Consider the following 26,967-nt stretch of genomic DNA (forward strand, 5'->3'; position numbering starts at 1 on the left):
GGCATATTGCCACCCGGAAGCGGGTATGCACAGCACTGCTGCGTCACGGGGAAGTTTCGCACAGGACTTGCCGGAAGACGGGTGTCACGGCCGTCCGGCGCGGTAAGTCAGGATGTCTCCCATGAACAGCAACCCCGGTCCCCGGCTGCCGCCAGCCGGACGACGTGCGCGAACGGTGAAAGGCCGCCGCGCGGCCCGGCCCGGCGCGCAGTTCGACGGATACCTCGCCCCGGAGCGGCCGCACGCCGGCGCGTACGACGAGATGTTCGCGCCCGACGGCACGGTCCGCGGGCCGTACCGAGCGCTGTACGGCTCGATCGCCGCCCTCGACGCCAGCGACCTCACCAACCGCTCGCAGGCCCTCGACCGGGCGATGGTGGACCAGGGGATCACGTTCTCGCTGTCCGGCCAGGAACGGCCGTTCCCGCTCGACCTCGTGCCCCGCGTCATCCAGGCGACCGAATGGTCCCGGCTCGAACGCGGCGTGACCCAGCGTGTCCGGGCGCTGGAGGCGTTCCTCGCCGACGTCTACGGCGACCGGCAGATCCTGCGCGACGGCGTCCTGCCGCGCAGGCTGATCACCTCGTGCGAGCACTTCCACCGCGAGGCCTACGGGATCAAACCGCCCAACGGCGTGCGGATCCACGTCTCCGGCGTCGACCTCGTCCGCGACGAGGAGGGCACTTTCCGGGTCCTGGAGGACAATCTCCGCAACCCGTCCGGCGTGTCCTACGTGATGGAGAACCGGCGCACGATGGCGCGCGTGTTCCCGGACCTGTTCGCGCGACACCGGGTCCGGCCGGTCGGTGACTATGCGTCACACCTGCTTCGCGCACTGCGAGCGGCGGCCGCGCCGAACGTCGCCGACCCGATGGTCGTCGTGCTCACCCCCGGCGTCTACAACTCGGCCTACTTCGAGCATTCGCTGCTCGCCCGGCTGATGGGCGTGGAGCTCGTCGAGGGCCGCGACATGTTCTGCCGCGACAACGTGGTCTACCTCCGCACCACCGAGGGCGAACGCCAGGTCGACGTGATCTACCGGCGGATCGACGACGAGTTCCTCGACCCAGTGCACCACCGGCCGGATTCGGTGCTCGGCGTCGCGGGCATCCTCAACGCGGCCCGCGCGGGCAACGTGGTGGTGGCGAACGCGGTCGGCAACGGCGTCGGCGACGACAAGCTCGTCTGCACCTACGTGCCGGAAATGGTGCGCTACTACCTGAACGAGAAACCCATTCTGCCCAATGTGGACACGTTCCGCTGCTGGCTGCCCGACGAGTTCGACCACGTCATGCAGCACGCCGACGAGCTGGTGATCAAACCGGTCGAGGGCTCCGGCGGATACGGCATCGTCTTCGGACCGGACGCGTCCAAAAAGGAGCTGGACGCGTTGCGCCGCAAGGTGCGCGCGAACCGGCGCGGCTGGATCGCGCAGCCGGTGGTGCAGCTGTCGACCGTTCCGTCCAAGGTGGACGACCGGCTCGCGCCGCGGCACGTGGACCTGCGGCCGTTCGCGGTCAACGACGGCAAGGAAATCTTCGTGCTGCCCGGCGGGCTCACCCGGGTCGCGCTGCCCGAGGGCAGTCTGGTGGTGAACTCGTCGCAGGGCGGCGGTTCGAAGGACACCTGGGTGCTCGCTTCGCGGTCCTCGACGTCGGAGCAGGAGCTCGACCGTCCCGCGCTCGGCGACGTGTCCGTTGTGGACGGTGTCGCCGCGGAACAGGGTCCGGAACTGTCCACGTCGCAGCAGCAACAACAGCAGCAACAGAGCTGAGGGAGGGAAACATGATGCTGGCCCGCAACGCGGAGTCGCTGTACTGGATCGGCCGTTACGTCGAACGCGCCGACGACACCTCCCGCATCCTGAACGTCTCGGTGCATCAGCTGCTGGAAGACGCGAGCGTCGACCCGGACCACGTCAGCCGGCAACTGCTCGCCGTGCTCGGCATCCCGTTCGACGCGGGCGACGCGCTCGATGTGTGGAAGCTGACCGAATTGGTCGCCTACGCGAAGGACAATCCGTCGTCCATCGTCGGTTCGATCAACTCCGCGCGAGAGAACACCCGAGGCGCGCGCGAGGTCGTTTCGACCGAGCTGTGGGAATGCCTGAACGCGACCTGGAACGCGGTGCCGGACCGACAGCGTTACGCCCGCCGCGCCGGACCGCACGCCTTTCTGTCCTTTGTGGAGGAACGGGCGGCGATGTTCGCCGGGCTCGCCGATTCCACGATGAGCCGCGACGACGGCTGGCTGTTCCTGGTGCTCGGCCGATCGGTCGAACGCGCGGACATGGTGGTGCGGCTGCTGCTTTCGCGCGTTTCCGACCGCGCGTCGTCGCCGGGGTGGATGACCGTGCTTCGCTCAGCCGGCGCGCAGGACACGTACCTGCGCACCAACCGCGGCGCACTCGACGCGGCCCGCGTGGTGCAATTCCTGCTCCGGGACACGTTGTTCCCTCGTTCGGTCTTCCACGCGCTGCGCCAGGCGGAGGATTGTTTACGCCAGCTCGATCCGGGAATCAACGCCCGGGGCAACGAAAAGTCCGAGGCCGTCCGGCTGCTCGGCCGTGCCCGCAGCGAGCTGGAATTCCTCCACCCCGCGGCACTGCTGGACGACCTGCCCCGGCGGCTGCGCGGATTGCAGGAAGCGATCAAGGAAGTCGGGGAAGCAGTGTCCATTCAGTACTTCCACACGTCGCCGTGGGTGGCGTGGAGCGGTGCGGAGGTGTCCCTGTGAGCTGGCAACTGCGGGTGACGCACCGGACCGGCTACCGGTACGCGACCCCGGCCACCCAGTCGTACAACGAAGCCCGGCTCACCCCGCGCTCCGACCGGCGGCAGACCACTTTGGCCACTCGCATCGAAACCTCCCCGGCCACCCGGGCCTATCGCTACACCGATTACTGGGGCACCGACGTCACCTCGTTCGACCTGCACGCGCCGCACACCGAGTTCACCGTGCTCGCGACGTCCGTGGTGGAGACCGCGGACGAGGCGGAACCGGTGCGTTCGGCGACGTGGAAGGAACTGCAGAGCGAGACCGTCCGCGATCAGCGCACGGAGTATTTGACGCCGACGCCGTACACCCCGAACGACCAGGAACTGTCCAAACAGGCCCGAGCGCTGCGCAAGGGCTTGGACCCGGCGGACGCGGTGCTCGCGATCTGCGGCTGGGTGAACGAGCAGTTGAAATACCAGCCGGGCACCACTGGTGTGCACAGTACGGCGACCGATTCGTGGCGGGCGCGCGAGGGTGTGTGCCAGGACTTCGCGCATGTCTCGCTGGTGATGCTGCGCGCGATCGGCATCCCGGCGCGGTACTGCTCGGGCTACCTGCACACCAAGCCGGAGGCCAAGCTCGGCGAGAAGGTGGAGGGCGAAAGCCACGCCTGGGTCGACGTGTGGACCGGCGGTTGGTGGGCGCACGACCCGACGAACGCGATCCCGGTCGGGCCGCGGCACGTGTGGGTCGCGACCGGCCGGGATTACGCGGACGTGGCTCCGTTGAAGGGAATCTTCACCGGGGCCAGCCAGTCCACTTTGGATGTCTCGGTGGAACTGACCAGGATGGCTTGATCACGCGGTCTGGCGGCGCCGGGAAACGGTCAACAGCCACAACAGATACCCGCCGCCCAGCGCCGCCGCGACCACGCCCACCGGCAACAGCGAAGCGTCCAAAACACGCTGGCCCACGAAGTCCGCCGCCAGCACCAGCACCGCGCCCATCGCCGCGGAGGCGAGCAGGTTCGGTCCCGGTCGACGGGTCAGACGGCGAGCGAGTTGCGGCGCGGCAAGGGCGACGAACGGGATCGGCCCGGCCGCCGCGGTCGCGGAAGCGGCCAACGCGACCGCCGCCAGCAGCACCACCGCACGCACTCGCGGCACCGCGACGCCTACGGCGACCGCGGCGTCGTCGCCCATTTCCAGCATTCGCAGCGCGGGCTGGTGCACGAAGATGAACGGCGCGAGCACCACGACGGCCAGGCACAGCGGGATGAAGTAGTTCCAGTCACGACCGGCGAGGTCGCCGGTCAGCCAGCCGACCGCCTGTGCCGCGGCTTCGAGTTTCGCTTGCACCAGCAGGTAACCGTTCACCCCGGCCAGCACCGCGCTCACCGCGATGCCCAGCAGCACCAGCCGTGAGCTGAGCAAACCGTGCGGCGCGCACAGCGCGGTGACCAGCAACGCGGTGAGCAGGCCGCCCGCGACCGCGCCGACCGACACCAGTCCGGGGCCCGCGCCGAACAGCAGGATCATCATGATCCCGCCGGTCGCCGAGCCGGTGGTGAAGCCGATGATGTCCGGGCTGCCGAGCGGATTCCGGGTCACCGTCTGGAAGACGGTGCCCGCCAGCGCGAGCGCGACGCCGACGAAGATCGCCACCAACGCGCGCGGCAACCGGCCGGTGACCACCAGGTACTGCGCCTTCGTGCCGGATCCGGCGAGCGTCTGCAGCACTTCGAGCGGCGACATCTCGTAATCGCCGGTGCCCACGGCGAGCACCAGAAGCACTGCCGCCACCAGCGTCAGCAGTCCGACGACCACCCACGTCCTCATCGCCGCACCGCCTTCAACCGCCGCGCCACGATCACGAAGGCGATGCCGCCGATCACGTCCGTCATCAGGCCCACCTGGATTTCGCCGTTGCCGCCGAGCAGCCGGCCGAGCACGTCGCAGCCGAGCAGCAGCACCGGCCCGAGCAGCGCGGACAACGGCAGCACCCACCGTTCGTCCTGGCCGACCAGCGCGCGCACGACGTGCGGGATCATCAGCCCGACGAACGCGATGGGACCGCACGCCGCGGTCGCGGTCGCGGAAAGCAGGCCGACCGCGATCATGCCGACCGCGCGGGTCAGCACCGGATTCGCGCCGAGCCCGCGCGCGCTGTCGTCGCCGAGCGCGACCGCGTTGAGCGGCCGGGCGAGCACTCCCGCGACCACCAGGGCGGCCAGGAAGAACGGCAGCAGCCCGGCGAGACTGTCGAGGTTCCGGTTCACCAGCGAGCCGACGAGCCAGTACCGCATCTGGTCGAGGCTGTGCGTGTTGATCATCTGCATGCCCTGGTTGATCCCGACGAACACGGCCTGCACCGCGACGCCCGCGAGCACCAGCCGCAGCGGGCTCACCGAGCCGCCGATCACCGTGACCAGGACCGTTCCGGCCAGCGCGCCGAAGAAGGCGAACCACACCAACTGCTGCGGCGAAGACACTGAGAACACCGCGCCGCCCAGGACGATCGCGACCGCCGCACCGTGGTTGATGCCGAGCAGGCCGGGGTCGGCGACCGGGTTGCGCGTGATCGCCTGCAGCAGCGCGCCGGCCAGCCCGAGCCCGACGCCGACGGCCAGGCCGAGCAGCGTCCGCGGCAGCCGGTCGTCGCGGATCACCACGTCCTCGAACGTGCCGCTGTAGGAGAACAAGGCGTGCCAGACGCTGCCGAGCGGCAACCGGTTGGAGCCGAAGGCGATGGACAGCACCACCACCGCGACGAGGGCGACGAGCGCCGCGACCAGGACTGTCGCGCGGACGCCCCAGCGCCGGGATGTGACGCGCTCCCCAAGCAGGACCATGGCGTTCACCCTAAGGCAAGGCTAACCTCAGGCGGTACCTCACCCGATCCTCCGGAGTTCCGATGACCCTCTCACCGGCGCGGCTGTCCCGCCGCGGTTTTCTCGCCGGCACCGCCGCCGCGGGCACCCTCGGCCTGCTGAGCGCCTGCGGGTACAAAGACGACCAGCCCGCTGCCGGCGGCGGCGCGACGTGGTCCTTCACCGACGACCGCGGCCGCAAGCTGAGCGGCGAACGTCCACAGCGGATCGTCGCACAGGTGACCGCCGCGGCCGCGCTGTGGGACTTCGGCGTGAAATCGGTGGGGATCTTCGGCCCGTCGAAGCTGCCGGACGGCAAGACCGATCCGCAAGCGGGCGGCGTCGACCTGAAGTCGGTGACCTCGCTGGGCAACGTCTGGAACGAGTTCAACTTCGACAAGTTCGTGTCGCTGAACCCGCAGCTGCTGGTCAGCGTGATGTATCTGAAGCAGCAGATGTGGTACGTGCCGGACACCTTGGCGGACAAGGTGGACAAGGCCGCGCCGAGTGTCGGCATCGGACTGCAGGACATCGCGATGCCGCAAGGGATCGCGAAGTTCGAGGCGCTGGCGAAGGCGCTCGGCGCGAACGTCGCGACGCCGGAAATCCAGCAGGCGAAGGAGAAGTACGAGGCCGCGGACGCCAAGTTCGCCGAAGCGGTCAAGAAGACGGCCGGGCTGAAGGTCGTGCTGCTGTCCGCGCAGAAGGACACGGTGTACGTGGCCAACCCCTCGAAGTTCGCGACCTCGAAGCACTACCAGGACAAGGGGATGCAGTTCGTCCTGCCGGAGAAGCCCGACGAGAGCCAGGGCGGCTACTACGAGCAGGTGAGCTGGGAGAACGTCGGCAAGTACTCGGCCGACGTGATCATGTACGACTCGCGCGGCGGTTCGCTGTCGCTCGGCCCGGACGGCCTCGGCGGCGTCCCGACCTGGCAGCAGCTGCCCGCGGTGAAGGCGGGCAAGCTGATCCCGTGGAACAACGAGACGCCGTTCTCGTACCAGCGGTTCGCGCCGGAGCAGACCCGGGTCGCCGACGCGCTGGCCAAGTTCGCCTAAAGCACCCCAATGTGGCATTGGGTGCATGCGACGCACCCAATGTGGCATTGGTTGCGTTAGATGCACCCAATGCCACATTGGGGCGCGCGCCAGGTCAGCTGCGGGCGTGCGCGTCCAGGAGGTGCGCCACCGCTTCGGTGACCTGCTGGGCGTAGTCCAGGTTCAGCCACTCGTCGGGCACGTGGATGTTCGAGTCCGCCCCGCACGCGCCGGTGACCAGGAACTGCGCCTCCGGGTACTTCTCGCCGAGCAGGCCCATGAACGGGATCGACCCGCCCATGCCCGCGGCGCGGTGCGGACGGCCGAACACCTCGTCGTCGACCCGGCGCAGCGCGTCGGTGAGCCACGCGGCTTCCTCCGGCGCGTTCCAGCCGTTCTCCGCCTGCTGGTCCTCGGCGATGGTGACCTTCGCGCCGTACGGAACATCCGTGGTGAGCACCCGCTTGATCGCCGCCAGCGCGTCGTCCGCGACCGCCGTGGGCGGCAGGCGGAAGCTGAGCGTGAGCGTGGTGCTCTGCCGCAGCACGTTCCCCGCTTCGGCGGGCAGCGGGAGCCCTTCGCCGCCGATGATCGACAGCGTCGGCCGCCAGTAGTTGTTCAGCAGCAGCTCAAGCGCGTCCTCGGACACCGTCTTTCCGCCGCTCACCAACGGGAACGCGGTGCGCAGCGCGTCCGGGGCCACCTCCGCGACCGCCTCGATCTCGGCGCGGCGGCTGGCCGGCACCTCGACGTTCAGCTCGGACAGCTTGATCTCGCCGGTTTCCGAGTTCTCGATGCGCTCCAGCAGCTGCCGCAGCACCCGGAACGAACTCGCGACGACCCCGCTGGCCAGCCCGGAGTGCTGCGCGGTGGCGAGCAGCTGGACGTTGACCGTCAGGTGCACCATGCCGCGCAGGCTCGTCGTGAGCCACAACCGCTCGTAGTCCATGCCGCCCGCGTCGAGGCACACGACCAGGCTGACTTCGCCGAGCCGCGCGCTCAGGTGCTCCAGGTAGGCGGGCAGGTCCGGGCTGCCGGATTCCTCGCCGGTTTCCAGCAGCAGCGCGATTCGCGCGTGTTCGCCGCCAGCCGCGTGCACCGCTTCCAGCGCGGCACTGGCCGCGTACCCGGAGTAGCCGTCGTCCACCGAACCGCGGCCGTACAGCCGTCCGTCGCGGATCACCGGCGTCCACGGGTCGAGGCCCTCGGACCAGCCGCCGACCGGGGGTTGCTTGTCCAGGTGGCCGTACATCAGGACGGTGCCCTTGTTCGTCGCGCCCGGGGTGGCCGGCACGTCGACGAACAGCAGCGGGGAACGACCTTCCAGCTCGACGACCTCGATCCGCGCGCCCGGCAGGTCACGCCCCTCGAGGTAGGTCTTGACGTGCTGGACGGCGGCGGCGAGATGCCCGGTCGACGCCCAGTCCGCGTCGAACGCCGGGGACAGCGCGGGGATCGCGACCAGACCGGACAGGCTCGGCGTGACGTCGTTGATCCACGTCGAGACCACGGATTCGCGTACGGATTTTTGTTCCACAGCGCCATCTTGCCACGGTGACCGACGTCACCGGCACGAGTGAACGTCTCGAGTGCTCAGTCCGCTTAGCCGAGCCGCCGTCGCCCGCGAGGGCAGGTAGGACGCGGGATGGCCGCCCGACCATCGCCTCTCCCATACTCGGGCTTCCAAGCGTTTCCCCTGTTCAGCGAGGTTTTCTCAGCAACAAATCAGCAACTGCCGCTCTCCATCGGAGCAATTCTCGTGCCAGGATGTGGCCACGAACCGTCAACGCCGACGGTGGCCGGGAGCCTCGGACCCGAGGAGCCGGTCCCCGCCGGTGCAGTCGCTGTGGCCGCCACAAGCGGCCGCTCGCGGCGCCGACACCGAGGAGAACAGCTCATGCCGTCCGAACAGTGGACGCACCCGGAACCTGGAGACGGGCCGGCCGCCGTAGCGGCCCAGCCTTCCCCCGAACAGGTGATCGCCGGTTTGCGAGCGACAAGCGAAGGTGGCGCTGAGCTCACTCAGCTGCTCACCCCCGAGGGCCAGCGGGTCCCGTCCGAGCGGTTCGACCGCTACGTCGAGGACGTCGACGACGAAACGCTGAAGAACCTCTACCGCGACATGGTGCTGGTGCGCCGCGCGGACCGCGAGGCCAACGCGATGCAGCGGCAGGGACAGCTGGGCATCTGGGTGCCGCTGCTCGGCCAGGAAGCCGCGCAGGTCGGGTCCGGCCGCGCGCTGCAGCCGCGGGACATGGCGTTCCCGAGCTACCGCGAGCACGGCGTCGCGTACACGCGCGGCGTCGACATGCGCGACCTGATCGGCATTTTCCGGTGCACTGACCACAGCGGCTGGGACTACCAGGCCCACCGGTTCCACCCGTACACGATCGTCATCGGCAACCAGGTGCTCAACGCGGCCGGTTACGCGATGGGCCAGAAGTTCGAGGGCAAGGTCGGCGACGAGGGTGGCGAGGCCACCATCTGCTACTTCGGTGACGGCGCGACTTCGCAGGGCGACGTGCACGAAGGTTTCGTGTGGGCCGCGGTGTACGACGCGCCGCTGGTCTTCTTCTGCCAGAACAACCAGTGGGCGATTTCCGAGCCGACCGAACGCCAGTCGCGGCTCCCGCTGTACCAGCGCGCCCGCGGCTACGGCTTCCCCGGCATCCGCGTGGACGGCAACGACGTCCTCGCCTGCCTCGCCGTCACCCGGTGGGCGCTGGAGGAATGCCGGCACGGCAACGGCCCGGTGCTGATCGAGGCGTTCACCTACCGGATGGACGCGCACACCACGACCGACGACCCCACCCGCTACCGGCTCTCGGACGAGCTGGAGGAGTGGAAGCTCAAGGACCCGATCGAGCGCGTGCGCGCGTTCCTGGCTCGGAACGGCCACGCCGACCAGGCCTTCTTCGACAGCGTCCAGGCCGAGGCGGACCAGTTCGCCGCGGACCTGCGCGACTACACGTTCAACATGCCGGAACCGCCGCCGGACCGGGTGTTTTCCCAGGTGTACGCAGAACCCTCGCCGGTGCTGGAAGCGCAGCGCGAAGAGTATCTGTCCTATCTCGACGGTTTCGCCGCGGCAGGTGAGCACTGATGACTGACTTGCAGAAGCTCACGATCGGCAAGGCGCTCAACCTCGGTCTCCGGCGCGCGATGGAGGAGGACCCGAAGGTCCTGATCATGGGGGAGGACGTCGGCAAGCTCGGCGGCGTCTTCCGGATCACCGACGGGCTGCAGAAGGACTTCGGCGAGCAGCGCGTGCTGGACACGCCGCTGGCCGAATCGGGCATCATCGGCACCGCGGTCGGCCTCGCCGTGCGCGGTTTCCGGCCGGTGTGCGAAATCCAGTTCGAAGGCTTCATCTTCCCCGGCTTCGACCAGATCTCCTCGCAGCTGGCGAAACTGCACTACCGCACGCAGGGCAAGGTCAAGATGCCCGTCGTGATCCGGGTGCCCTTCGGCGGCGGGATCGGCGCGGTGGAGCACCACTCGGAATCGCCGGAATCGCTGTTCTCGCACATCGCCGGCCTCAAGGTGGTGTCGATTTCGAACGCGGTGGACGCTTACTGGGGCATCCAGGAGGCGATCCGTTCGGACGACCCGATTCTCTTCTTCGAGCCCAAGAAGCTGTACCACTCGGGCGCGTTGAAGATGGAGGTCGACACCTCGACGGCGCCGTCGAAGGTGTTCGCGTCGCAGGTGGTGCGCGCGGGCACGGACGCCACGGTGGTCGCGTACGGCCCGTCGGTGAAGGTGGCGCTCGAAGCCGCTACGGCCGCTGAGTCCGAGGGCAAGTCGCTGGAGGTCATCGACCTGCGCACGCTCTCGCCGCTCGACCTCGGACCGGTGTTCGAATCGGTCCGCAAGACCGGACGGCTCATCGCGGTCAGCGAAGCGCCGTCGGAATCCTCGCTGACCTCGGAGATCGCGGCCCGGGTCCAGCAGGAATGCTTCTACTCCCTTGAGTCCCCCGTCCTGCGCGTGACCGGATTCGACACGCCGTACCCGCCTGCGAAGCTCGAGGAGCATTACCTCCCCGACCTCGACCGGGTCCTGCACGCTGTCGACCGTTCGCTCGCCTGGTAAGGGGGTTCCCGCAGAAATGCCCGAGTACAAACAGTTCCCCTTGTCGGACACGGCGGAGGGGCTCACCGAGGCCGACATCCTCGCCTGGCGCGTCAAGCCGGGCGACACGGTCACGGTCAACCAGATCGTGGTCGAGGTCGAGACCGCGAAGGCCGCCGTCGAGTTGCCGATCCCGTGGGCCGGCGTGGTCACCGAGCTGCACGTGGAGCCGGGGCAGACGGTGGAGGTCGGGACGCCGATCCTGACCATGGACGTGGATCCGGACGGGAAAGCCGCTCCGGCTCCCGCCGCCGCTTCCGCCGAGCCCGCCGCTCCGGCCGAGGAGGAGATGAAGCCGCTGGTCGGCTACGGCTCCAAGGCGGCCGGGACTACCCGGCGGGCGCGCAAGGGAGCCACCCCGGCTCCCGCTCCCGCTGCCGTCGCGGCGGCTCCCGCACCGGTGGCCGAAACCCCGCGTGGCGGTTACGTCCCGCTGGCCAAACCGCCGGTCCGCAAGCTGGCCAAGGACCTCGGCGTCGACCTGCACTCGCTCACCGGCAGCGCGGACGGCGGCGTGATCACCCGCGACGACGTCCACCGGGCCGCCAACGGTTCCGCCGCTCCCGCGGTGTCCACTGTGGATTCCGGCTACGACCCGGCGACCCGCGAGCGGCGCGTGCCGATCAAGGGTGTCCGCAAGGCGACCGCGGCCGCGATGGTGCAGAGCGCGTACACCGCTCCGCACGTCACGGAGTTCCTCACCATCGACGTCACGCCGATGATGGAACTGCGCGAGAAGCTCAAGAAGTCGCGCGAATTCAGCGGCGTCAAGCTCACTCCGCTGGCGTTCGCGGCGAAGGCGGTGTGCCTCGCGGCGAAGCGCACGCCGGACGTCAACGCGGTGTGGGACGACGCGGCGCAGGAGATCGTCTACAAGGACTACGTGCACCTCGGCATCGCGGCGGCGACCCCGCGCGGTCTCGTGGTGCCGAAGATCCGGGACGCGGATTCCTTGTCGCTCAAGGAACTCGCGGTCGCGCTCACCGAGCTGACCGATGTCGCGCGCGAGGGCAAGACGACGCCGGCGGCGATGCTGGGCGGCACGTTCACGATCACCAACGTCGGCGTGTTCGGCGTCGACACCGGCACGCCCATCATCAACCCGGGCGAGTCGGCGATCCTGGCGGTCGGGGCCATCCGCGACACCCCGTGGGTGGTCGACGGCGAGATCAAGGTGCGCAAGGTGATGCAGTTGTCGCTGAGCTTCGACCACCGGGTGGTCGACGGGCAGCAGGGGTCGGAGTTCCTCGCCGACGTCGGTGCGCTGCTCGCCGATCCGGCGGTCGCGATCACGTACTGAGCCGAAGGGGCCGTGTGTGCACGGCCCCTTCGTTTTATCCCGTTGACGGAGTGAGCACTCACTCCGTACCGTGGAGCGCATGGAGACAAGAAAAAGAGCGCCCGGGATGGCGCCGGACGACCGGCGGCGGATGATCGTCCGCGCGGTGCTTCCGCTGGTCGTCGAGCACGGCCGCGGGGTCACGACCGCGCAGATCGCCCGCGCCGCCGGGATCGGCGAGGGCACCATCTTCCGGGTTTTCCAGGACAAGGACGAACTGTTCGACGCGTGCGTGGAAGCCGCGCTCGATCCGGCGGAGGCACTGGAGATGATCGGGGAGATCCCGGCTGAGCTGCCGCTGGAGAAGCGGCTGGCGGAGGCCGCCGAGGCGATGAACGCGCACCTCCAGCGCATGGGCGCGGTGATGGCCGCGACAATGAAGGGACGGCCGCGCGCGGCGGCGGAGGAGGCGCGCAACCGCAAGTCGGTGACCGGGGACAGCCGCCGCGAGTCGCTCGAAGCGATGCAGCGCGCGGTGCGGGAACTGTTCGTCCCGGACGCCGCCCGGCTGCGGCTGCCGGTCGACAAGGCCGCTTCGCTGTTCCTGGCGCTGCTGTTCACGCAATCCCGCCCGATGCCCGGTTCCCCGACAACTGACGAGGTCATCGACGTCTTCCTGCACGGTTCGGTGCTGGCGTGATCCCCGGCGGTGGGGGCGGGATCGAGATGGCCCTCGGCCGCCGCGGTCGCCGCAGGATGGCGCAATCCGTGCCGGACAGCGGACTCACCGGGCCGGTCGACATCCCGGAACCGGAGCAGCCGGAACAACCGAAAGGCGTGCGGGCGCGCCTTTCGCGGATGCGTACCTCGGTGGCGGGCACCGTCCGCGGCCTGCCGAAGGTCGCGAAGCTGACCTGGCAGGCCAGCCCGACGCTGACGATCGTGCTCGCGGTGATCACGCTGGCCTCCGGCCTGTTGCCGACGGTCACCGCGTATATCGCGAAAATCCTGCTCGATTCGGTGGTCGCGGCGATCCAGCACCGCGGGTCGACCGCGGACATCGTGCGCATCACGCTGTTCCAGTTCGGCGTGCTGGCGGCGACCGCGATCAGCAGCTCGCTCACCACGATCGCGCAATCCCTGCTGCAGGAACGGATGACGCTCACCATCCGGCACCAGGTCATGCGGCACGCGAGCGACCTGCACCTGGCGTACTTCGAGGGTTCGGCGTCGTACGACATGCTGCGCCAGGCCGCGCAGGAAGCGCCGACGCGGCCGTTGTCGATGATGACCTCGGCGCTCGGCCTGATCCGGACGCTGATCACCTTCGCCAGCATGATCGCGTTGCTGGTGTCGATCAGCCCGCTGCTCGCGCTGGTCGCTTTGCTGGCCCCGATCCCGGCGTTCATCTCGCAGTCGAAGTACGGTTCGCGAGCGTTCTGGCTCACGTTCATGATGTCGCCGATCAAACGGCGGATGGACTATCTGTCCTCTTTGGTCACGACGGACACGTATGCCAAGGAGACCAAGCTGTTCGGCCTCGGCCCGTACTTCGTGGACCGGTTCCGGAAGCTCGGTGTGGTGGCTTACGAACGGCAGCGGAAGCTGACGGTGAAACGGAATGTCAGCTCGACGTCGTGGGGTTTGCTGAGCACGCTGGTCGGCTCGGCGATCGCGTTGTACATCGCGCTGGAAGCGGTCGGCGGACGGCTCACGCTGGGCGATCTGGCGTTGTACACGGCCGCCGCGACGTCCGTGCAAAGTTCGGTGACCGGGTTGTTCACCGCGTTTTCCGGGATGTACGAGAACAACCTCTACCTCGACACACTGTACAAATTCCTCGACACCAAACCGGAAATCACCGCGCCGGCGAAACCGCGCCCGCTTCCGTCCACTGTGGATGGACACATCCAGTTCGAGTCGGTGAGCTTCAGTTATCCGGGCGCGGACGAACCGGCGCTGCACGGGGTGAGTTTCGAGATCCGTCCCGGCGAAACCGTCGCGGTGGTGGGCCGCAACGGCGCGGGCAAATCGACGCTGTTCAAACTGCTGTGCCGGCTCTACGACCCGACCGCGGGCCGGATCCTGCTGGACGGCGTGGACATCCGCGAGTATAACCCGGCGGAACTGCGCACCAAGATCAGCGCGATGTTCCAGGATTACGTGACGTACCAGGGAACCGCGGCGGAGAACATCGGCCTCGGCGACCTGAACCGGCTCACCGATCGCGAGCACATCGAGGACTCCGCCCGCCGCGCCGGAGCCGACGAGCGCATCGCCCGGCTGCCGACCGGGTACGACAGCCCGCTGGGCCGGTGGTTCGACCAGGGCGTGTCGCTGTCCGGCGGGGAATGGCAGAAAATCGCGCTGGCCAGGGCTTTCCAGCGCGAGGCCCCGATCCTGATCCTGGACGAGCCGACGTCGGCACTGGACGCGCAGGCCGAGCACGACCTGTTCGACCGGCTGCACACGTTGTCTCGCGGACGGACGACGCTGTACATCTCGCACCGGTTCTCGACGGTCCGCCAAGCCGAGCGCATTCTGCTGCTGGACCACGGGAAGGTCGCGGAATACGGCACGCACGAAGCGCTGATGGCGGCCGATGCCGGGTACGCGGAATTGTTCACGCTGCAAGCGGAGGCGTACTTGAAGTGACTATCTTGGGGTGATCAGCCGAGGGGGTTTCGTGCTCATCACCACTCAAGACCTGGGGGTCACCGCGGGCGAGACAGTGCTGTTCAGCGGTCTCGACCTGGCCGTCGACGCCGGCGAATGCCTGGTCGTCCGCGGTGCCAACGGAGCGGGCAAATCGACGTTGCTGCGGTGTCTTTACGGGAATCAGGCGCCGACGTCCGGTTCCGTGTCCGTCTGCGGCGGGCCGCCGGACGAGCGGTCCGCCGCTTTCCGTCGCCGGGTTTCCGTGCTTTTCGACGATTCGGCGCTCTTCGACGAACTCACCCCGCGCCAGCATCTCGATCTGCTGCGCAATTCCTTCGGCGGCGAACTGGCCGAAGGCCCGGTCCCGGCTCCCGATGTGCCCGCGTCGGAACTCTCCGCCGGGCAACGCCGTCGGCTCCTGCTGCACGCCGCGGTCGCGCGTCCGCACGAGGTCCTGCTGCTGGACGAACCGGAACGCGCCCTGGACGCCGAGGGCCGGGCCTGGCTGTCCACCCTGGTCACCACCAGTACGCAACGCGGCGCGGCGGTCGTGGTGGCGAGCCATCACCCGCCGCTCGCGGACGAGGTCGCGGATTACGTGGTGGACCTGTGAAACGCCCAGACCTGGTCCTGGCGCTGGTCATCGCGGTCGGCCTGCTGGGATCGCCGTTCTACAACACCGAACTGGTGCGCAGCCAGCTGATCGGCGGTGCTCCGGTGGGCGCGCTCGGCAGCATGCTCGTACTGTGCACCGGCCTCGCCCTGGCCTGGCGGGCGACGCTGCGACGCGGGTACGTCTGGGCCCATCCGGCCACGCTGACCTGGGACGATTTCGACGGTCAACGCCCCGCCGTACTCACCCGACGGCTCGTACTGGACTGGGCCGCCCGGTTCGCCGTGGCGGCTTATTTCTTCGCGGTGTCCGGGATGCTCATCGGCTTTCCGAGCTCGCTGGTCGGCCCGATCGCGCTTTTCGTGGTCATCGCCGCACTGGCCTTGGCGCTGGGCCGCCGACGTTCGTTTCCCGGCGAATCCCTTCTCCCGCTCACCCTCGCGCTGCCGCTGGTCATTCCACTGTGGACCTACGTGGTCGCCGCCGGTCTCGCCGCGATCGCCTTGCTCCGGTCTTCTCCCTTGCCGCACACGGCTTCTCGAGACACCTTGATCCGGCACTACACCGAGCGCATGGTGCGCCGGACATCCGCCGCCTTCCTGGACGTCTGGGCGCTTCTCCCGGCGGGCCGCCCGGTTCCGTGGCGGAATGCGCTCGCGAGCCGGTTCGTCGTCACCCGATACGTCCTCACCGGACTCCTCGCCCGGCGCTCCGCACTCGGCCTGCCGGTCTTCTTGGCACTCGCCGTCGTCGCGACCCACGCGACCTTCCCGGCCGTCACATCGGTCTGGCTGATCGGCATCGGCGGCTACCTGGGTTTATTGCCGTTCACCGCCCCGATCGCGCAGTTGCACCGGGTACCCGGGCTGCGTCGCTGGCTGGCCGCGTCCGATCTGCACCTGCATGCCGTGACCTGCGCTTTTCTCTGCGTCCTCGCCCTGCTCTGGACCGGCGTCGTCCTGCTGCTCGGCATCCCAGCGTCGATCGGCGCGCTCTCGGCTGCCCTGATCGCGGCGCTGTCCGCCGTGCGCTCGGTGACCCGCGGCCCGCTGGACTTCAGCTCGATGGGAATGGTGCTGTACGAGGGAGTCCTGATCCCCGCGGGCTTGGTGCGCCAGCTGGTCCGGGGGCCGGAGCTCCTCGTGCTGGGATTAATTGCCGCGAGCTTCCTCCCGGTCTGGCCCTAGGCTCCCCGCTCATGGGGAGACGCATCATGGTCACCGGATGCTCCGGGGCCGGAAAATCCACGCTGGCCAGGCAGATCGGCGCTGCGTTGGACATCCCGGTCACCCATCTGGACCGGCTGTACTGGCGACCCGGCTGGGTCCCGGCCCCGCCGGCGGAGTTCCGCGCCGCGGTCGCCGAAGCCGCCAGCACGGACAGCTGGGTGATCGACGGCAACTACAGCAAGACCTTCGACCTGCGCCTGCCGTTCGCCGACACCGTCGTGCTGCTGGACGCGTCGCGCTACACCTGCCTGTTCCGCGCCGTGCGGCGGCAGCTGCGCGAATGGGGCCAAGAGACGCAGGCCGCCGGATGCGTGTCGAAGATCGACGCCGAGCTGGTCCAGTGGATCTGGAAGTGGCCGACCCGGCGTCCGCTGATGCTGCAGCGGATCGCCGAGGGAGCCCCGACCGCGCGGCAGGTGCTGCTGCGGTCGCCGCGCGAGGTGTCGGCGTTCCTGCAGCGCCTGCGGTGATCGCCTTGCGGGACCGGGAATACAGTGCCGCGCATGAAGACGGGAACGGCCGCGGAGACCGCCGCACAACTGGAAGCCGAGCTGGAGAAGTATCCCGAGGAGCGGGGAGAGATCCTGCTCGAGGCGGCACAGGCGTGGCGTCAGGCCGGTGACGACGACCGCGCCATCGCATTGCTGACCCAGGCTGTCGCGCTGGGCGGCGAGGAAGGGGGCAACGCCCGGGTAGAACTCGCCGAGGTCCTGTTCGACCTCGACCGGGCCGAGGAGGCCCAGACCTGCCTTGACGAGTTGCGGAACGAGCCGCTGTCCTCACCGGTGCCGTATTATCTGGCCGCTGAGCTGCTGGAACACCGCGGCGAGCTCCAGCAGGCACTGACCTGGTTCGACCTGGCCGCAGCCCGGCTGTCCGCGCCGGAGCCGACCGGCGGGAACGCGGAGTTCGGGTTCTTCACCCACGCGAACCACATCTTGACTGCTCGCCGACGGGTGCGCCGCGCACTGGGATTGCCTCCGGACGAGCAGGACGAGTCAGTCCAGAGCCCTTCGGATGATGCCCCTGCTCCCGCCCAGCCCGCGCCGCCAGGGGAAGTGCGGGTGCTGTTCTGGCCCCGCGCCGAGATCCCCCGCGCGCACGAGGCCTGGCCGAACCTGGTCCAGCACGCCGATGCGGACGCCGCCATCGCCGACCGCGAGGCCGCCAACCGGGAACTGTCCGAGTCGGGCATCGCGCGGATCGTGCTGGTCCCGTTGACCACCGCGAAGCTCCAGGAGTTCGCGACCCGCACCGGTAGCGACCCGGCCGCCGAAGACACCCGGCTGGCCTGCATGAACGAGATCTTCGAGGAAGGCGGCGCGATCGACTGGCCACCGGCGCGCAACGAGCGCTGCTGGTGCGGCTCGGGCGGGAAGTACAAGAAATGCTGCGGCCGCCCCGTAAGCATCTGACCTGCGGTTATCCCTCCTCGGGAGCAAATCGCGGCACTCGTTCGTTCACTGGATATGGCTGTCGTGTTCTTGCTCTACGTCATCGCTGAAGTCGCCGCCATCTGGGCGGTCGGCTCGGTCGTCGGTGTGCTCGGCACGATCGGTCTGCTGATCGCGGGCGCGTTCGTGGGTTCGTGGCTGGCGCGTCGCGAGGGCGGCAAGGCGATGCGCGCCTTCATGGCGACCGCGCAGTCCGGCCGCAATCCGGAGAAAGAGCTGACCGACGGCATGCTCGTCGCGCTCGGCGGCGTGCTGATCATGGTCCCCGGCTTCGTCAGCGACGTGCTGGGCCTGCTGTTCCTGCTGCCGCCCACCCGCTCGATCGCCCGGCGGTTCTGGCTGCGCCGCGCGGAGAAGCGCGCCATCCGGTACGCCAACCAGCGCCGCGGTCCGGTGATGGTGGTGGACAGCGAGGTCGTCGCGGAGGAACCGCGGCAGGCGAAGAACCACCCGGTGATCGAAGGCCGGATCGTCGAGGGCTGAACCGCGCGCCACAATGGCTCCCGTGGAGCGGCTGGAAACGACTTCCGCGGTGAGCGCCCGCATGAGCAAACAGAAGTCGCGCAACACCGGGATCGAAATGGCGTTGCGCAAGATCCTGCACGCCGCCGGGTACCGCTACCGAGTGCACCGCCGTCCGGTGAAAGGTGTCCGCCGCGAGGCTGACCTGGTGTTCGGCCCCGCGCGGGTAGCGGTTTTCGTGGACGGCTGCTTCTGGCACGGCTGCCCGGAACACGGCACGTGGCCGAAGAACAATGCCGATTATTGGCGGACCAAGATCGAAACCAACCGCCGCCGGGACGCGAATACCGACGCACTGCTGCACGAAGCGGGCTGGCTGTCGGTGCGAATCTGGGAACACGAGGCGACCGATGTCGCCGCGTCGCGGGTGATCGAGACCGTGAAAGAACGCCGTCCCCATTAATGTTGGTGCCATGCCTCAACCGGGTCAGCCCACCGCCGCGGAGTTCTTCGCCGGCATCGGTCTCGTGCGCCTAGGCCTCGAACCGGCCGGCTTCGACGTCGCGTGGTCCAACGACATCGAACCGGCGAAGCAGGCCATGTACGAGGCACACTTCAACGACCAGGGCGCACACGAGTACGTACTAGGCGATGTCGCCGCCCTCCGCGGCGCCGATCTGCCCGCCGGCCTCAGCCTGGCCTGGGCGTCGTTCCCCTGCACAGACCTCTCGCTGGCCGGCTGGCGCCGCGGCCTGGCGGGCTCGCACTCGTCGACGTTCTGGCAATTCACCCGCATCCTCGACGAACTGGGCCAAGACCGTCCGCCGGTAGTCGCGCTGGAAAACGTAGTCGGCCTGGCAACCAGCCACGGCGGCGACGACCTCCGCGCGGCGATCGGAGAACTCAACCGCCTCGGCTACTCCGCCGATGTCCTCACCCTGGACGCCCGGCGGTTCGTCCCGCAGTCCCGGCCCAGGTTGTTCATCGTCGGCGCGCAAAACCCGCCCTCGGACTCGCCCGCGCCGTCGCCGCTCCGCCCGCCTTGGCTCGCGCTAGACCCGGCGTTGCGGACACATCGCGCCGCCTTGCCCGCACCGCCCCCGCTGCTGGTCACCGGGCTGTCCGCCGCCGTCGAACGCCTCCCCGCCGATGACGAGCGCTGGTGGACCGCACCGCGCGCTGACGCGTTCATCGGGTCGCTGTCGCCGCTCCAGTTGGAGCGATTGTCGCAGCTCAAGGCAGGGAGGAAGCTGGTGTACCGGACGGCCTACCGGCGCACCCGCAACGGAAAACCAGTGTGGGAAGTCCGGCCGGACGACATCTCGGGCTGCCTGCGCACCGCCCGCGGCGGATCGTCCAAACAGGCCGTCGTACAAGCTGGCCGCGGCTCCGTGCGGGTGCGGTGGATGACGCCGCGCGAGTACGCGCGGCTGATGGGGGCGGGGAAGTACGCGCTGGAGGGGCTGCGGAACAACCAGGCCCTGTTCGGCTTCGGGGACGCGGTGTGCGTACCGGTGGTGCGGTGGTTGTCGGAGAATTACTTGATGCCGTTGGCGCGTGGGGAAATGAGCTTGGACGCGGCTGGCTAGCGACCAACTACCGGCACTGCGCCACGTTCGGGTGGTCCGGTCGGTAAATCCGACTCGCCAAGCTCCTGGTTAGCGCGTTTTGTCGGCCCAGCGCACTAGTGTCGAACACGTGTTCCATCTAGTCCATCGCGTCCGTGACCGCGGCTACTGCCTCCGGCAGCGGCACGTGTTCCCAGATGCGGACCACGTGCCACCCGGCTTCGCGCAAAGCCCCGGTCACCAGCTCGTCCCTGTCCATATTGCGCCGCAACTTCGGCGTCCAGTACCACTCGTTGCTCGTCGGCTGCCTGCCATGTTCGGGACACACATGCCAGAAGCAGCCGTCGACGAAGACCGCGATCTTGCGCGCTGTGAAGACGATGTCCGGCCGCACCCGCACGCCCCCGTCGAGCACCAGGGGAAGATCCTTCCGGTACCGGTAACCAAGTCGATGCAGTTCCTTGCGGAGCGTCACTTCGGGTTTGGTGTCGGTACGCCGGTTCGCGCGCATGTTCCTCGAGCGACCCTCGCTGGCAGGAGCGGGGTAGAGCCCCTTGGCGTGCGCTTTGTCCCGAGCATCGCTGCCTGCCATCGGCACCCCTTCTCGCAGGCTTCAAGCCATGAGGAAAGATACCGTTTCGCGCCCAAGCATCTCGCGCGAGCCTTGAGGAGGTTACTGTGAGTGAGGCCTTCGAGGTCATCGAGATCTGCGCTGGCGCCGGCGGCCAGGCGTTAGGCCTGCACAAAGCCGGCTTCACTCACCGGCTCGCGATCGAGCTTGACGAGAACGCGTGCACCACCCTGAAAGCCAATTTGCCGTCCGAGGTTGTCGCTCAGGGCGACGTCGCCGATCCTGATGTCTGGAAGCCAGCCGAGCACGGCCCGAAGTCTGGTCGCCCAGAACTCGCGCTGCTGGCCGGCGGGGTCCCTTGCCCGCCGTTCACTATCGCCGGCAAGCAATTGGGCGCGAACGATGAGCGCGACCTGTTCGCGTGGGCGGTAGAGCAGGTCAACGTCATCCGGCCCCGCGCGGTGATGCTCGAGAACGTCCGGGGCTTGAGCATGCCCCGCTTCGCGGGCTACCGGCAGCACGTGCTGGACCAGCTTGCCAGCTTCGACTATGTCGCCGAGTGGCGGCTCCTTCACGCGTCCGGCTTCGGTGTGCCGCAGCTGCGCCCGCGTTTCGTGCTGGTGGCACTGCAGAAGGAGTACGCGGACTACTTCTCCTGGCCAGAAGAGTCAGAGCACGAAATCACTGTTGCCGAAGCCATCGGAGACCTGATGGGCAAGCATGGCTGGGAGGGGCTCGAGGACTGGAAGAAGAAGGCCAGCAAGATCGCGCCCACCATCGTCGGCGGCTCCAAGAAACACGGCGGAGCAGACCTTGGCCCGACCCGCGCGAAGCGCGCATGGGCCGAGCTCGGGGTGGATGCGATGGGCCTGGCCAACGACGCACCGAAACCAGGCGACACGTTCGAGGGCAAGCCCGGGCCCAAGCTGACGAACGAGATGGTCGCCCGCATCCAAGGCTGGGCAGGCCGGTTCGGAGACTGGGAATTCACCGGCCGGAAGACCTCGAACTACCGGCAGATCGGCAACGCGTTCCCGCCGCCCATGGCATTCGCCGTAGGCGAAGCCATTAAGAATGCCCTGCAGAAGCAGGGAGAAGCCAGCGACCGGCAAGTCAACCAGGAGCATGATCCGGTCTATCGCGTCCTGCGCGACGCCAAGGACTTCATTACCGCGGACAAGCTGGTCAAGGAAGCCGAGCTCCAGCTGGGAATCCCGGAACTGGAGAAGCGGATCAGCATGCTCAGCCAAGACTTCAATGTGCTGCAGCGGGAGCACAAGAGCACCGTCGAGTACAAGCTAGCCGGTTTCAAGGCGTTCGTCGGGCAGGACGATCACGTCCGGCACGAGGCGTTCCAGAAGAACCGGACCAAGATCAGCTAACCCGTGAGGCCTGAGCTGCCGTCAGACTCGCGGCAGCTCAGGTGCGGGCTTCGTGATCTGCTCATCCGGAGAAGCGACAACCCATTCCTCGCCGTCGAGTTCCGCGGAAGGACCGAGGTCGCCCGCAGTCTTCGGTCGCAGCCGCACGCTGACGAACTCTCCTTCGCCCGGCTCAGCGATGTTCAAAGCCTTCGCGACGTTAACGTGGTTGACGTAGTCGCCGAGAATGACGATACCTTCACGCTTCAGGATGGTGCGCGCCCCACCATTCCCCCGGACGCGCTTCATATAGTCAGCCTGCATGGCGACTGTGGCGACGACGTTACGTGACACTCGTCGTCCCGTGGCTACGCGAAACAACGCATTGACCCGTTGCTGCCCGGATCGCGATGCAAAGACTTCCTTGATTTCCGCATCGTTGAGCCGCAGCAACAAGTTCTCTTTCAACGGGGCATCGCGGAAGAGCCAGCGAATCTGCCCCTTACCAAATGTGTTGAGGGTGCTCTTGCCATCCCGGTTCTGGGCGATCCGCAAATATTCCCGTTTGGCCCGGACCAGCCCTACGCACCACCTGGACTCCTGGTCACTGGCCCACACCACCAGAAGCAGGTGGTCTCGGGCTTCCGGGGGAATCATCCAGGCACCGTTCCGCTGCGAGAATTTGCAGTCGACGTCGACGCCGCCAATCGCGTAGTCCATCGACTCGCCGCCGGGGAAGTCGAACTCTCGCTGGATGTTGATCTCAATCAGTGTGCCGGCGTGCGTCTTCTCCGTCTTGTGCAGCTGGTCCCAGCGGTAGCGGCCGGTGTTCTGGCCGTCGAGCAACATGTCGATGCTCCGGCGGATCGCACCCGCGAACCGCTTTCCGTCCGGGTCGGCTTTGCGGAGAATCGCGGCAACCTCGTCGAGCTGGGGGTCCAGATCCTGGTTCGCGGGTTCGCTCCACAACCCTGCTTGGCCACCCTGCCCGTCGTCCACCATGCGAACGACATTAGTTCGCTCCGCGGGCCGCGCGCATCGATTTCGCCGAATTTCCGCGCTTACGCCTCGCGCGCCGCGATGTGCAGCATCAGCGCCTCGACGTCCGCTGAATCCATGCCGGCTACCGCCGCGGGCTCATCGTCCGGGTCCCCGAGTTGCTGAACAGCGGAGTCGTCGAGGATCCGGCCCATGAAGTCCAGTTTCTCGTTAAGCCGCAACGCAACGACCTCGTCGATCGTTTCGCGCGCGGTGAGAATGGTGACGTTGGTTTTCGCGTCCGGCGCGAGACCGAGGCGATGGATCCGGTCCAAGCTCTGCAGGAAGCGTCCCGCTTGGAAGTCCCGGTCGACGTAGACCGCGTCATGGCAGACCTGGTGCAAGCTGATCCCCTCGCCAAGCGTCGCTGGGTTGGAGATCAGCACCTGACACGACGGGTCAGTCCGGAAACGATCGATCTGCTCCTGACGATCCGGTGTGCCACCGTGCACCACCGCAGGGGAGAAGTCGGCGAGCAAGCTCTCCAGGGTGGTAATACTGCGCACGAAACTGGCCCAGACAAGGGTTTTCCTTCCTTGTGCCGCGTTGCCGGCCACGATCGCGAGCGCTTCCTGGTACTTCGGCGGTATCTCGTACTCACCTAACGAACCGAGCAACTCGAACAACGGGTTGTCCGGCGACACCTCCAGCGGAGGGACCTGCAGAGATATCGGCTCATAGCGCGAGGCCCCTTGGGCGAGCAGGGCAGGGCTCGTCGCGGCCATGATCAGGCGAAGGACAGTCCTCCCCAGCGAGTCGAAGTCCGACCGGCTCCGTTCCGCGCGCGCGGACACGAACTGTCCCAGGAGCGCGTCGTAGATCTCCCGATGCAGAGGAGGCATGTCAACTGTACGAACCCGGAGACTGACCGGCGGCAACCCCAGCTCTTGTTTCGTCGTACGGGTATACATCGGTTTCAGCACGCGGCTGGCGTAGTCCAGGTTGCCGCCTTCCACCGCCTGGCTCACCACGCGCCGGCCACGACCCGGCCAGACGAAAGCGAGCAAGCTCTCCAGGTCGCGGGCACCGTTCGGGGCCGGCGTACCGGTCAGGATCAGCCGGGCTTTGCTCAACGGAGCAAGCGACATGCATGCCATGCCGTAGACGCCGGCCGTGCCCAGCTTCATCCGATGCGCCTCGTCAAGGATCATCAGCGCGGGACCCGCGTCCAGCCAGTCCGCCAGGGTTTCGAGCGAACGGCCAAGCCGCTCGTAGTTGACTATCAGCAGGTCAGCGGCGCGAAAACCAGCTCTTCCCAGGAACTGCACGGTAAATCCGTCGCCGAAGCATTCCTGGCTCTCGCCGACCCAGGCCTCATAAGCGGACTTCGGGCTGACGACCAGTACCCGATCGACCTGCCTTTGTTCCCGCAGTGCCGAAAACACCCCGAGAGCGACCCGGGTCTTGCCGGCACCGGGAACGCTGAAGTTCGCTCCGTGTCCTAACGAGAGAAGCTTGGCGATGTCACGACGCTGGAACTCAGTAAGGTCCGCCGTCCACCCAGCCCCGAGGATCGCGGGAACGTCCTCTGGGGAGACCTGTTTGCCCTCCAGGTCCCCGGCCAGAATCTGCTCCGACCGTTCCGCATCCTGGAGCAATCCCAAGGCCCGGGTCCGAAAATCTTCTTCCCAGACGACGGTGGCCGGTTCTGGCCAGGTCGCCAGCTCTTCAAGACCGGACAGAAATTCGTCGATCGGCACCTGGGCGGCCAGCCGGTCCACCATCCGGCCGCCAGGAAACCGCGCCATCAAGCTGGCAAGCGACTCCCGGTAGGGCGCTTGCGCGCGAAGCTCCGCACGCGTCCTCGTCTGGTCAAAGGCCAGCACCAAGCTCGGCGATGCCCCGGCCACTCAGGAACCAGACTCCAGCATCACGTGACGCAGCCATTCAACGCCGTCACCAGGTTCTTTGACCGTGCGGGTCCCTTCAACCGCCAGCCGTCGAAGGACCTTCTTCAACTTCAGCAGCGCATCGTCGAACGCCTCTTCATCGAGCGACCGGTCAGCACGCGACATCACCAGATCCGTCACGCACTGCTGCAGCTGGTCGGTGGCGGCGACGACTCGGTCGGAGACCTTCCGTTTCTTCTTCGTGAGCGTCTGATCGCTGCCGGCGAGCTTGATCGCGTTCTCCATTACGCTGCGAGCTTCGGTCCAGGCAGCAGACTGTCCATCGGGAGTTGCTGACTTCTCGGCCGCGGCGCGAAGCACCTTGTCGGTGAATGCCCTGGCCGTAGCTGCTTGGCCAGAACCAGACTTCACCGACCTGCCCAAACCGGGAATCGCGACTTCAGCCGACTCGCTTTTCGGGATGAAGCCGTCCGGCAGCTTCGGGGAAAGGTACCGGTCCAGGAAGTCCGGCTCGATGAACCGGACGTCGGTCTTGGAGAAGCCGAGGGCGATCGCCGCGAGGCGCGCTTCCTTTACTACCTCGGCGTCGTCGGGTCCGACGGACTTGGCCTTCTGATACTTCCGCGCCAGCTCACGCAGCTTCTCCTGGTCATTCTCGAACGCGATGAGCGGGATGCGCTTCCCGTCGACCTCGCTGCGTTCGATCATCGACTTGATCGCGGAGAAGACCCACCAGTCCTGCTCGCAGGCCGGCGCCGTGCTGCGGAACGTCTGTGCGATCGCGGCCATCGGAATTCCCTGGCTGACCAGTTCGTCAATAGCCAGCAACCGGTTGATGTACGAGTAGTCGCGGCGGTGTTCCTTCCTCAGCTGGAGGGACAGCTCTACGTCTCGTACGTCGGACCAGTCGCACGACGCCGGAAGTACGGCAACCCGCATCGGCGCTTCAGGCCCGTAGAGCTCGATCAACGCCGCGCGGCGAGTGTTCCCGTTGACAAGCACTCCGTCAACGGTCGTCAGGCCGGGTTCAGACTGTCCGTACTCCGCCAGGCTTTCCTTCAGGTCCGTGAAAGCCACGTCGATCTGCGTCGGGTCGGCAGGAAGGACCTTGAGCAGCTTGTCCAGATACTGCTGGCTTTCGACGGACCAGGGGTCTTCATCGACCAGCGCGTCAAGCCGCGGGTCGTGGCTTCGCTGTGCCCGGACCCGGTGGGTCGCCGGGTTATAGCAGAGGTCGCCTACCTTGACCTCGACGACGTCCAGGTGAGCAGGCTTGCCACGCCAGTCGACGGTCTGGGTTTCCCGCGGGCCAGCTGCTTCGGAAACCTCCTTGAGCCGTCGCTCGATGAGGTTCCGGACCTCGTCGGCTCGAGGCGGCTGCCCATAGTCTTTGATCATCACCACTCCTGCGCCGGCCACGGGCTTCCCACCAGAAACGATATCCCGGCCCCAGCCCGGGCACGCCTCAGTCCAAGCCAAGCGCGCTCCGGACGCTGCCGCGCGCCTCGGCCGGCAGCGCGCGATAGTTGGCCCACACGCGCTCGACCTCGCGAAAGTCCCGTTCGCCGGCCTCGATCCAGCTTGCCAGCAGCCGCTGGTCCGCATCGCTCAAGCTCTTCGCCCGGGTTTCCACCCCAACAGCATCGGCGACGAGCTTGTTCCCTCCCAGCCGGCACCTGCGGCATTCGGCTACAAGCTGTACCGCCACTCCACCGTCAGGAACCCGGACCTTGCGGCGCGCGATGTCGAGCTGCGCGCCTTCGCCCGTGTCTTCATGCAAGTCACCGGGGGTGATCCCGCAGGAGCGGCACATGTTGTCGTCATGCGCGATGATCTCCCGGCGACGCGTCGCGCCAATCGCCGGCGCATGAGCCGGCCTGGACGTCACCCCTTTCTCCCACACCGGCTGCCCCTGCTCGACGAAGCGCTGTTCCGGGGCGGCGAGGGTGACGTCCTCCCGGTTCGTGTCGATGCGCCACCCGAAACTCCGGAGATCCCGCATCCGCCGGTCAATTTGCGAGACACCGGGAAACGTGTCACGCAGTTCTGCCTTGGTGAACTTGTTCCCTTCGCCAACCTCGGAAACAAGCCACAAGGCAACCCTCTTCATGGTGCCCAGGCTTCCG

General features: G+C 67.7%; 25 protein-coding genes. 17 read left to right on the forward strand and 8 right to left on the reverse strand.

The features are described from left to right. Positions 1 to 112: 112 nt before the first annotated feature. The 3 genes from WA670_RS03360 to WA670_RS03370 are packed head-to-tail and all read left to right on the forward strand — an operon-like array spanning position 113 to position 3,575. Positions 113 to 1,774, forward strand: a complete 1,662-nt coding sequence (locus WA670_RS03360; RefSeq protein ID WP_336156895.1) for a circularly permuted type 2 ATP-grasp protein — start codon at positions 113 to 115, stop codon at positions 1,772 to 1,774. Between the two features lie 14 nt (positions 1,775 to 1,788). Next, a complete protein-coding gene (locus WA670_RS03365; protein ID WP_009085091.1) occupies positions 1,789 to 2,736 on the forward strand; it encodes an alpha-E domain-containing protein in 948 nt (315 codons plus the stop codon). Beyond that, a complete protein-coding gene (locus WA670_RS03370; RefSeq protein WP_037808975.1) occupies positions 2,733 to 3,575 on the forward strand; it encodes a transglutaminase family protein in 843 nt (280 codons plus the stop codon). Before WA670_RS03365 ends, WA670_RS03370 begins: the two co-directional genes overlap by 4 nt. Here the strand turns inward: WA670_RS03370 and WA670_RS03375 are convergent, their stop codons facing one another. Next, a complete protein-coding gene (locus tag WA670_RS03375; RefSeq protein WP_051728647.1) occupies positions 3,576 to 4,556 on the reverse strand; it encodes a FecCD family ABC transporter permease in 981 nt (326 codons plus the stop codon). Next, complete coding sequence (locus tag WA670_RS03380; RefSeq protein WP_037809425.1) at positions 4,553 to 5,569, reverse strand: FecCD family ABC transporter permease; 1,017 nt, start codon at positions 5,567 to 5,569, stop codon at positions 4,553 to 4,555. The genes WA670_RS03375 and WA670_RS03380 overlap by 4 nt, the downstream gene beginning before the upstream one ends. Before the next feature lie 62 nt (positions 5,570 to 5,631). On the opposite strand from WA670_RS03380, the gene WA670_RS03385 reads away from it, so the two are divergent. Beyond that, positions 5,632 to 6,645: an ABC transporter substrate-binding protein gene (locus WA670_RS03385; protein WP_336156896.1), complete on the forward strand. Its 1,014-nt coding sequence runs from the start codon at positions 5,632 to 5,634 to the stop codon at positions 6,643 to 6,645. 94 nt (positions 6,646 to 6,739) lie between these two features. Here WA670_RS03385 and WA670_RS03390 read toward each other — a convergent pair whose 3' ends face one another. After that, positions 6,740 to 8,161 (reverse strand): M20/M25/M40 family metallo-hydrolase, encoded by a 1,422-nt coding sequence (locus tag WA670_RS03390; RefSeq protein WP_238603755.1) that lies wholly within the window; start codon positions 8,159 to 8,161, stop codon positions 6,740 to 6,742. Between the two features lie 360 nt (positions 8,162 to 8,521). Between WA670_RS03390 and pdhA the strand changes: the two genes are divergently transcribed. The 12 genes from pdhA to WA670_RS03450 all read left to right on the forward strand — a co-directional run bounded on the left by pdhA (position 8,522) and on the right by WA670_RS03450 (position 20,042). After that, complete coding sequence (gene pdhA / locus WA670_RS03395; protein ID WP_037808983.1) at positions 8,522 to 9,727, forward strand: pyruvate dehydrogenase (acetyl-transferring) E1 component subunit alpha; 1,206 nt, start codon at positions 8,522 to 8,524, stop codon at positions 9,725 to 9,727. Next, a complete protein-coding gene (locus WA670_RS03400) occupies positions 9,727 to 10,719 on the forward strand; it encodes an alpha-ketoacid dehydrogenase subunit beta (RefSeq protein WP_037808984.1) in 993 nt (330 codons plus the stop codon). The genes pdhA and WA670_RS03400 overlap by 1 nt, the downstream gene beginning before the upstream one ends. A gap of 16 nt (positions 10,720 to 10,735) precedes the next feature. Further along, complete coding sequence (locus WA670_RS03405) at positions 10,736 to 12,058, forward strand: dihydrolipoamide acetyltransferase family protein (RefSeq protein ID WP_037808985.1); 1,323 nt, start codon at positions 10,736 to 10,738, stop codon at positions 12,056 to 12,058. Between the two features lie 106 nt (positions 12,059 to 12,164). After that, on the forward strand, positions 12,165 to 12,737 hold the full coding sequence (locus tag WA670_RS03410) for a TetR/AcrR family transcriptional regulator (protein WP_238608212.1): 573 nt from the start codon (positions 12,165 to 12,167) through the stop codon (positions 12,735 to 12,737). Positions 12,738 to 12,757: 20 nt separating this feature from the next. Further along, positions 12,758 to 14,692 carry an ABC transporter ATP-binding protein gene (locus WA670_RS03415; protein ID WP_308196580.1) on the forward strand — a complete coding sequence of 645 codons (1,935 nt, stop codon included), beginning with the start codon at positions 12,758 to 12,760 and terminating at the stop codon, positions 14,690 to 14,692. Positions 14,693 to 14,723: 31 nt separating this feature from the next. Then, on the forward strand, positions 14,724 to 15,308 hold the full coding sequence (locus WA670_RS03420) for an ABC transporter ATP-binding protein (RefSeq protein ID WP_336156897.1): 585 nt from the start codon (positions 14,724 to 14,726) through the stop codon (positions 15,306 to 15,308). Beyond that, positions 15,305 to 16,495 (forward strand): hypothetical protein, encoded by a 1,191-nt coding sequence (locus WA670_RS03425; protein ID WP_336156898.1) that lies wholly within the window; start codon positions 15,305 to 15,307, stop codon positions 16,493 to 16,495. The genes WA670_RS03420 and WA670_RS03425 overlap by 4 nt, the downstream gene beginning before the upstream one ends. A gap of 11 nt (positions 16,496 to 16,506) precedes the next feature. After that, on the forward strand, positions 16,507 to 17,007 hold the full coding sequence (locus tag WA670_RS03430) for a DNA topology modulation protein FlaR (protein ID WP_037808990.1): 501 nt from the start codon (positions 16,507 to 16,509) through the stop codon (positions 17,005 to 17,007). A gap of 33 nt (positions 17,008 to 17,040) precedes the next feature. Continuing rightward, positions 17,041 to 17,952 carry an SEC-C metal-binding domain-containing protein gene (locus WA670_RS03435; RefSeq protein WP_037808991.1) on the forward strand — a complete coding sequence of 304 codons (912 nt, stop codon included), beginning with the start codon at positions 17,041 to 17,043 and terminating at the stop codon, positions 17,950 to 17,952. Positions 17,953 to 18,006: 54 nt separating this feature from the next. Next, the gene (locus tag WA670_RS03440) at positions 18,007 to 18,474 is read left to right on the forward strand and encodes an FxsA family protein (RefSeq protein WP_037808993.1); all 468 of its coding nucleotides are present in this window, start codon (positions 18,007 to 18,009) and stop codon (positions 18,472 to 18,474) included. A 13-nt stretch (positions 18,475 to 18,487) separates the two neighbouring features. Beyond that, entirely contained in the window at positions 18,488 to 18,916 is a 429-nt protein-coding gene (locus WA670_RS03445) for a very short patch repair endonuclease (protein WP_107050910.1), read from the forward strand. Between the two features lie 10 nt (positions 18,917 to 18,926). Further along, positions 18,927 to 20,042, forward strand: coding sequence for a DNA cytosine methyltransferase (locus tag WA670_RS03450; protein WP_336156899.1), 1,116 nt, complete (start codon positions 18,927 to 18,929; stop codon positions 20,040 to 20,042). Between the two features lie 118 nt (positions 20,043 to 20,160). Here the strand turns inward: WA670_RS03450 and WA670_RS03455 are convergent, their stop codons facing one another. Beyond that, positions 20,161 to 20,613, reverse strand: coding sequence for a very short patch repair endonuclease (locus WA670_RS03455; protein ID WP_336156900.1), 453 nt, complete (start codon positions 20,611 to 20,613; stop codon positions 20,161 to 20,163). An 86-nt stretch (positions 20,614 to 20,699) separates the two neighbouring features. Between WA670_RS03455 and WA670_RS03460 the strand changes: the two genes are divergently transcribed. Next, a complete protein-coding gene (locus WA670_RS03460) occupies positions 20,700 to 21,974 on the forward strand; it encodes a DNA cytosine methyltransferase (protein ID WP_336156901.1) in 1,275 nt (424 codons plus the stop codon). A 21-nt stretch (positions 21,975 to 21,995) separates the two neighbouring features. Here WA670_RS03460 and WA670_RS03465 read toward each other — a convergent pair whose 3' ends face one another. The 4 genes from WA670_RS03465 to WA670_RS03480 all read right to left on the reverse strand — a co-directional run bounded on the left by WA670_RS03465 (position 21,996) and on the right by WA670_RS03480 (position 26,951). Further along, positions 21,996 to 22,955: a NaeI family type II restriction endonuclease gene (locus WA670_RS03465; RefSeq protein ID WP_336156902.1), complete on the reverse strand. Its 960-nt coding sequence runs from the start codon at positions 22,953 to 22,955 to the stop codon at positions 21,996 to 21,998. Positions 22,956 to 23,014: 59 nt separating this feature from the next. Next, on the reverse strand, positions 23,015 to 24,841 hold the full coding sequence (locus tag WA670_RS03470; RefSeq protein ID WP_336156903.1) for a DEAD/DEAH box helicase: 1,827 nt from the start codon (positions 24,839 to 24,841) through the stop codon (positions 23,015 to 23,017). Further along, positions 24,842 to 26,239 (reverse strand): transcriptional regulator, encoded by a 1,398-nt coding sequence (locus tag WA670_RS03475; RefSeq protein ID WP_336156904.1) that lies wholly within the window; start codon positions 26,237 to 26,239, stop codon positions 24,842 to 24,844. Between the two features lie 67 nt (positions 26,240 to 26,306). Next, the gene (locus tag WA670_RS03480) at positions 26,307 to 26,951 is read right to left on the reverse strand and encodes a hypothetical protein (protein ID WP_336156905.1); all 645 of its coding nucleotides are present in this window, start codon (positions 26,949 to 26,951) and stop codon (positions 26,307 to 26,309) included. Positions 26,952 to 26,967: the final 16 nt, after the last annotated feature.

Source organism: Amycolatopsis sp. VC5-11 (assembly GCF_037034185.1).
GTDB classification, from domain to species: domain Bacteria; phylum Actinomycetota; class Actinomycetes; order Mycobacteriales; family Pseudonocardiaceae; genus Amycolatopsis; species Amycolatopsis nivea.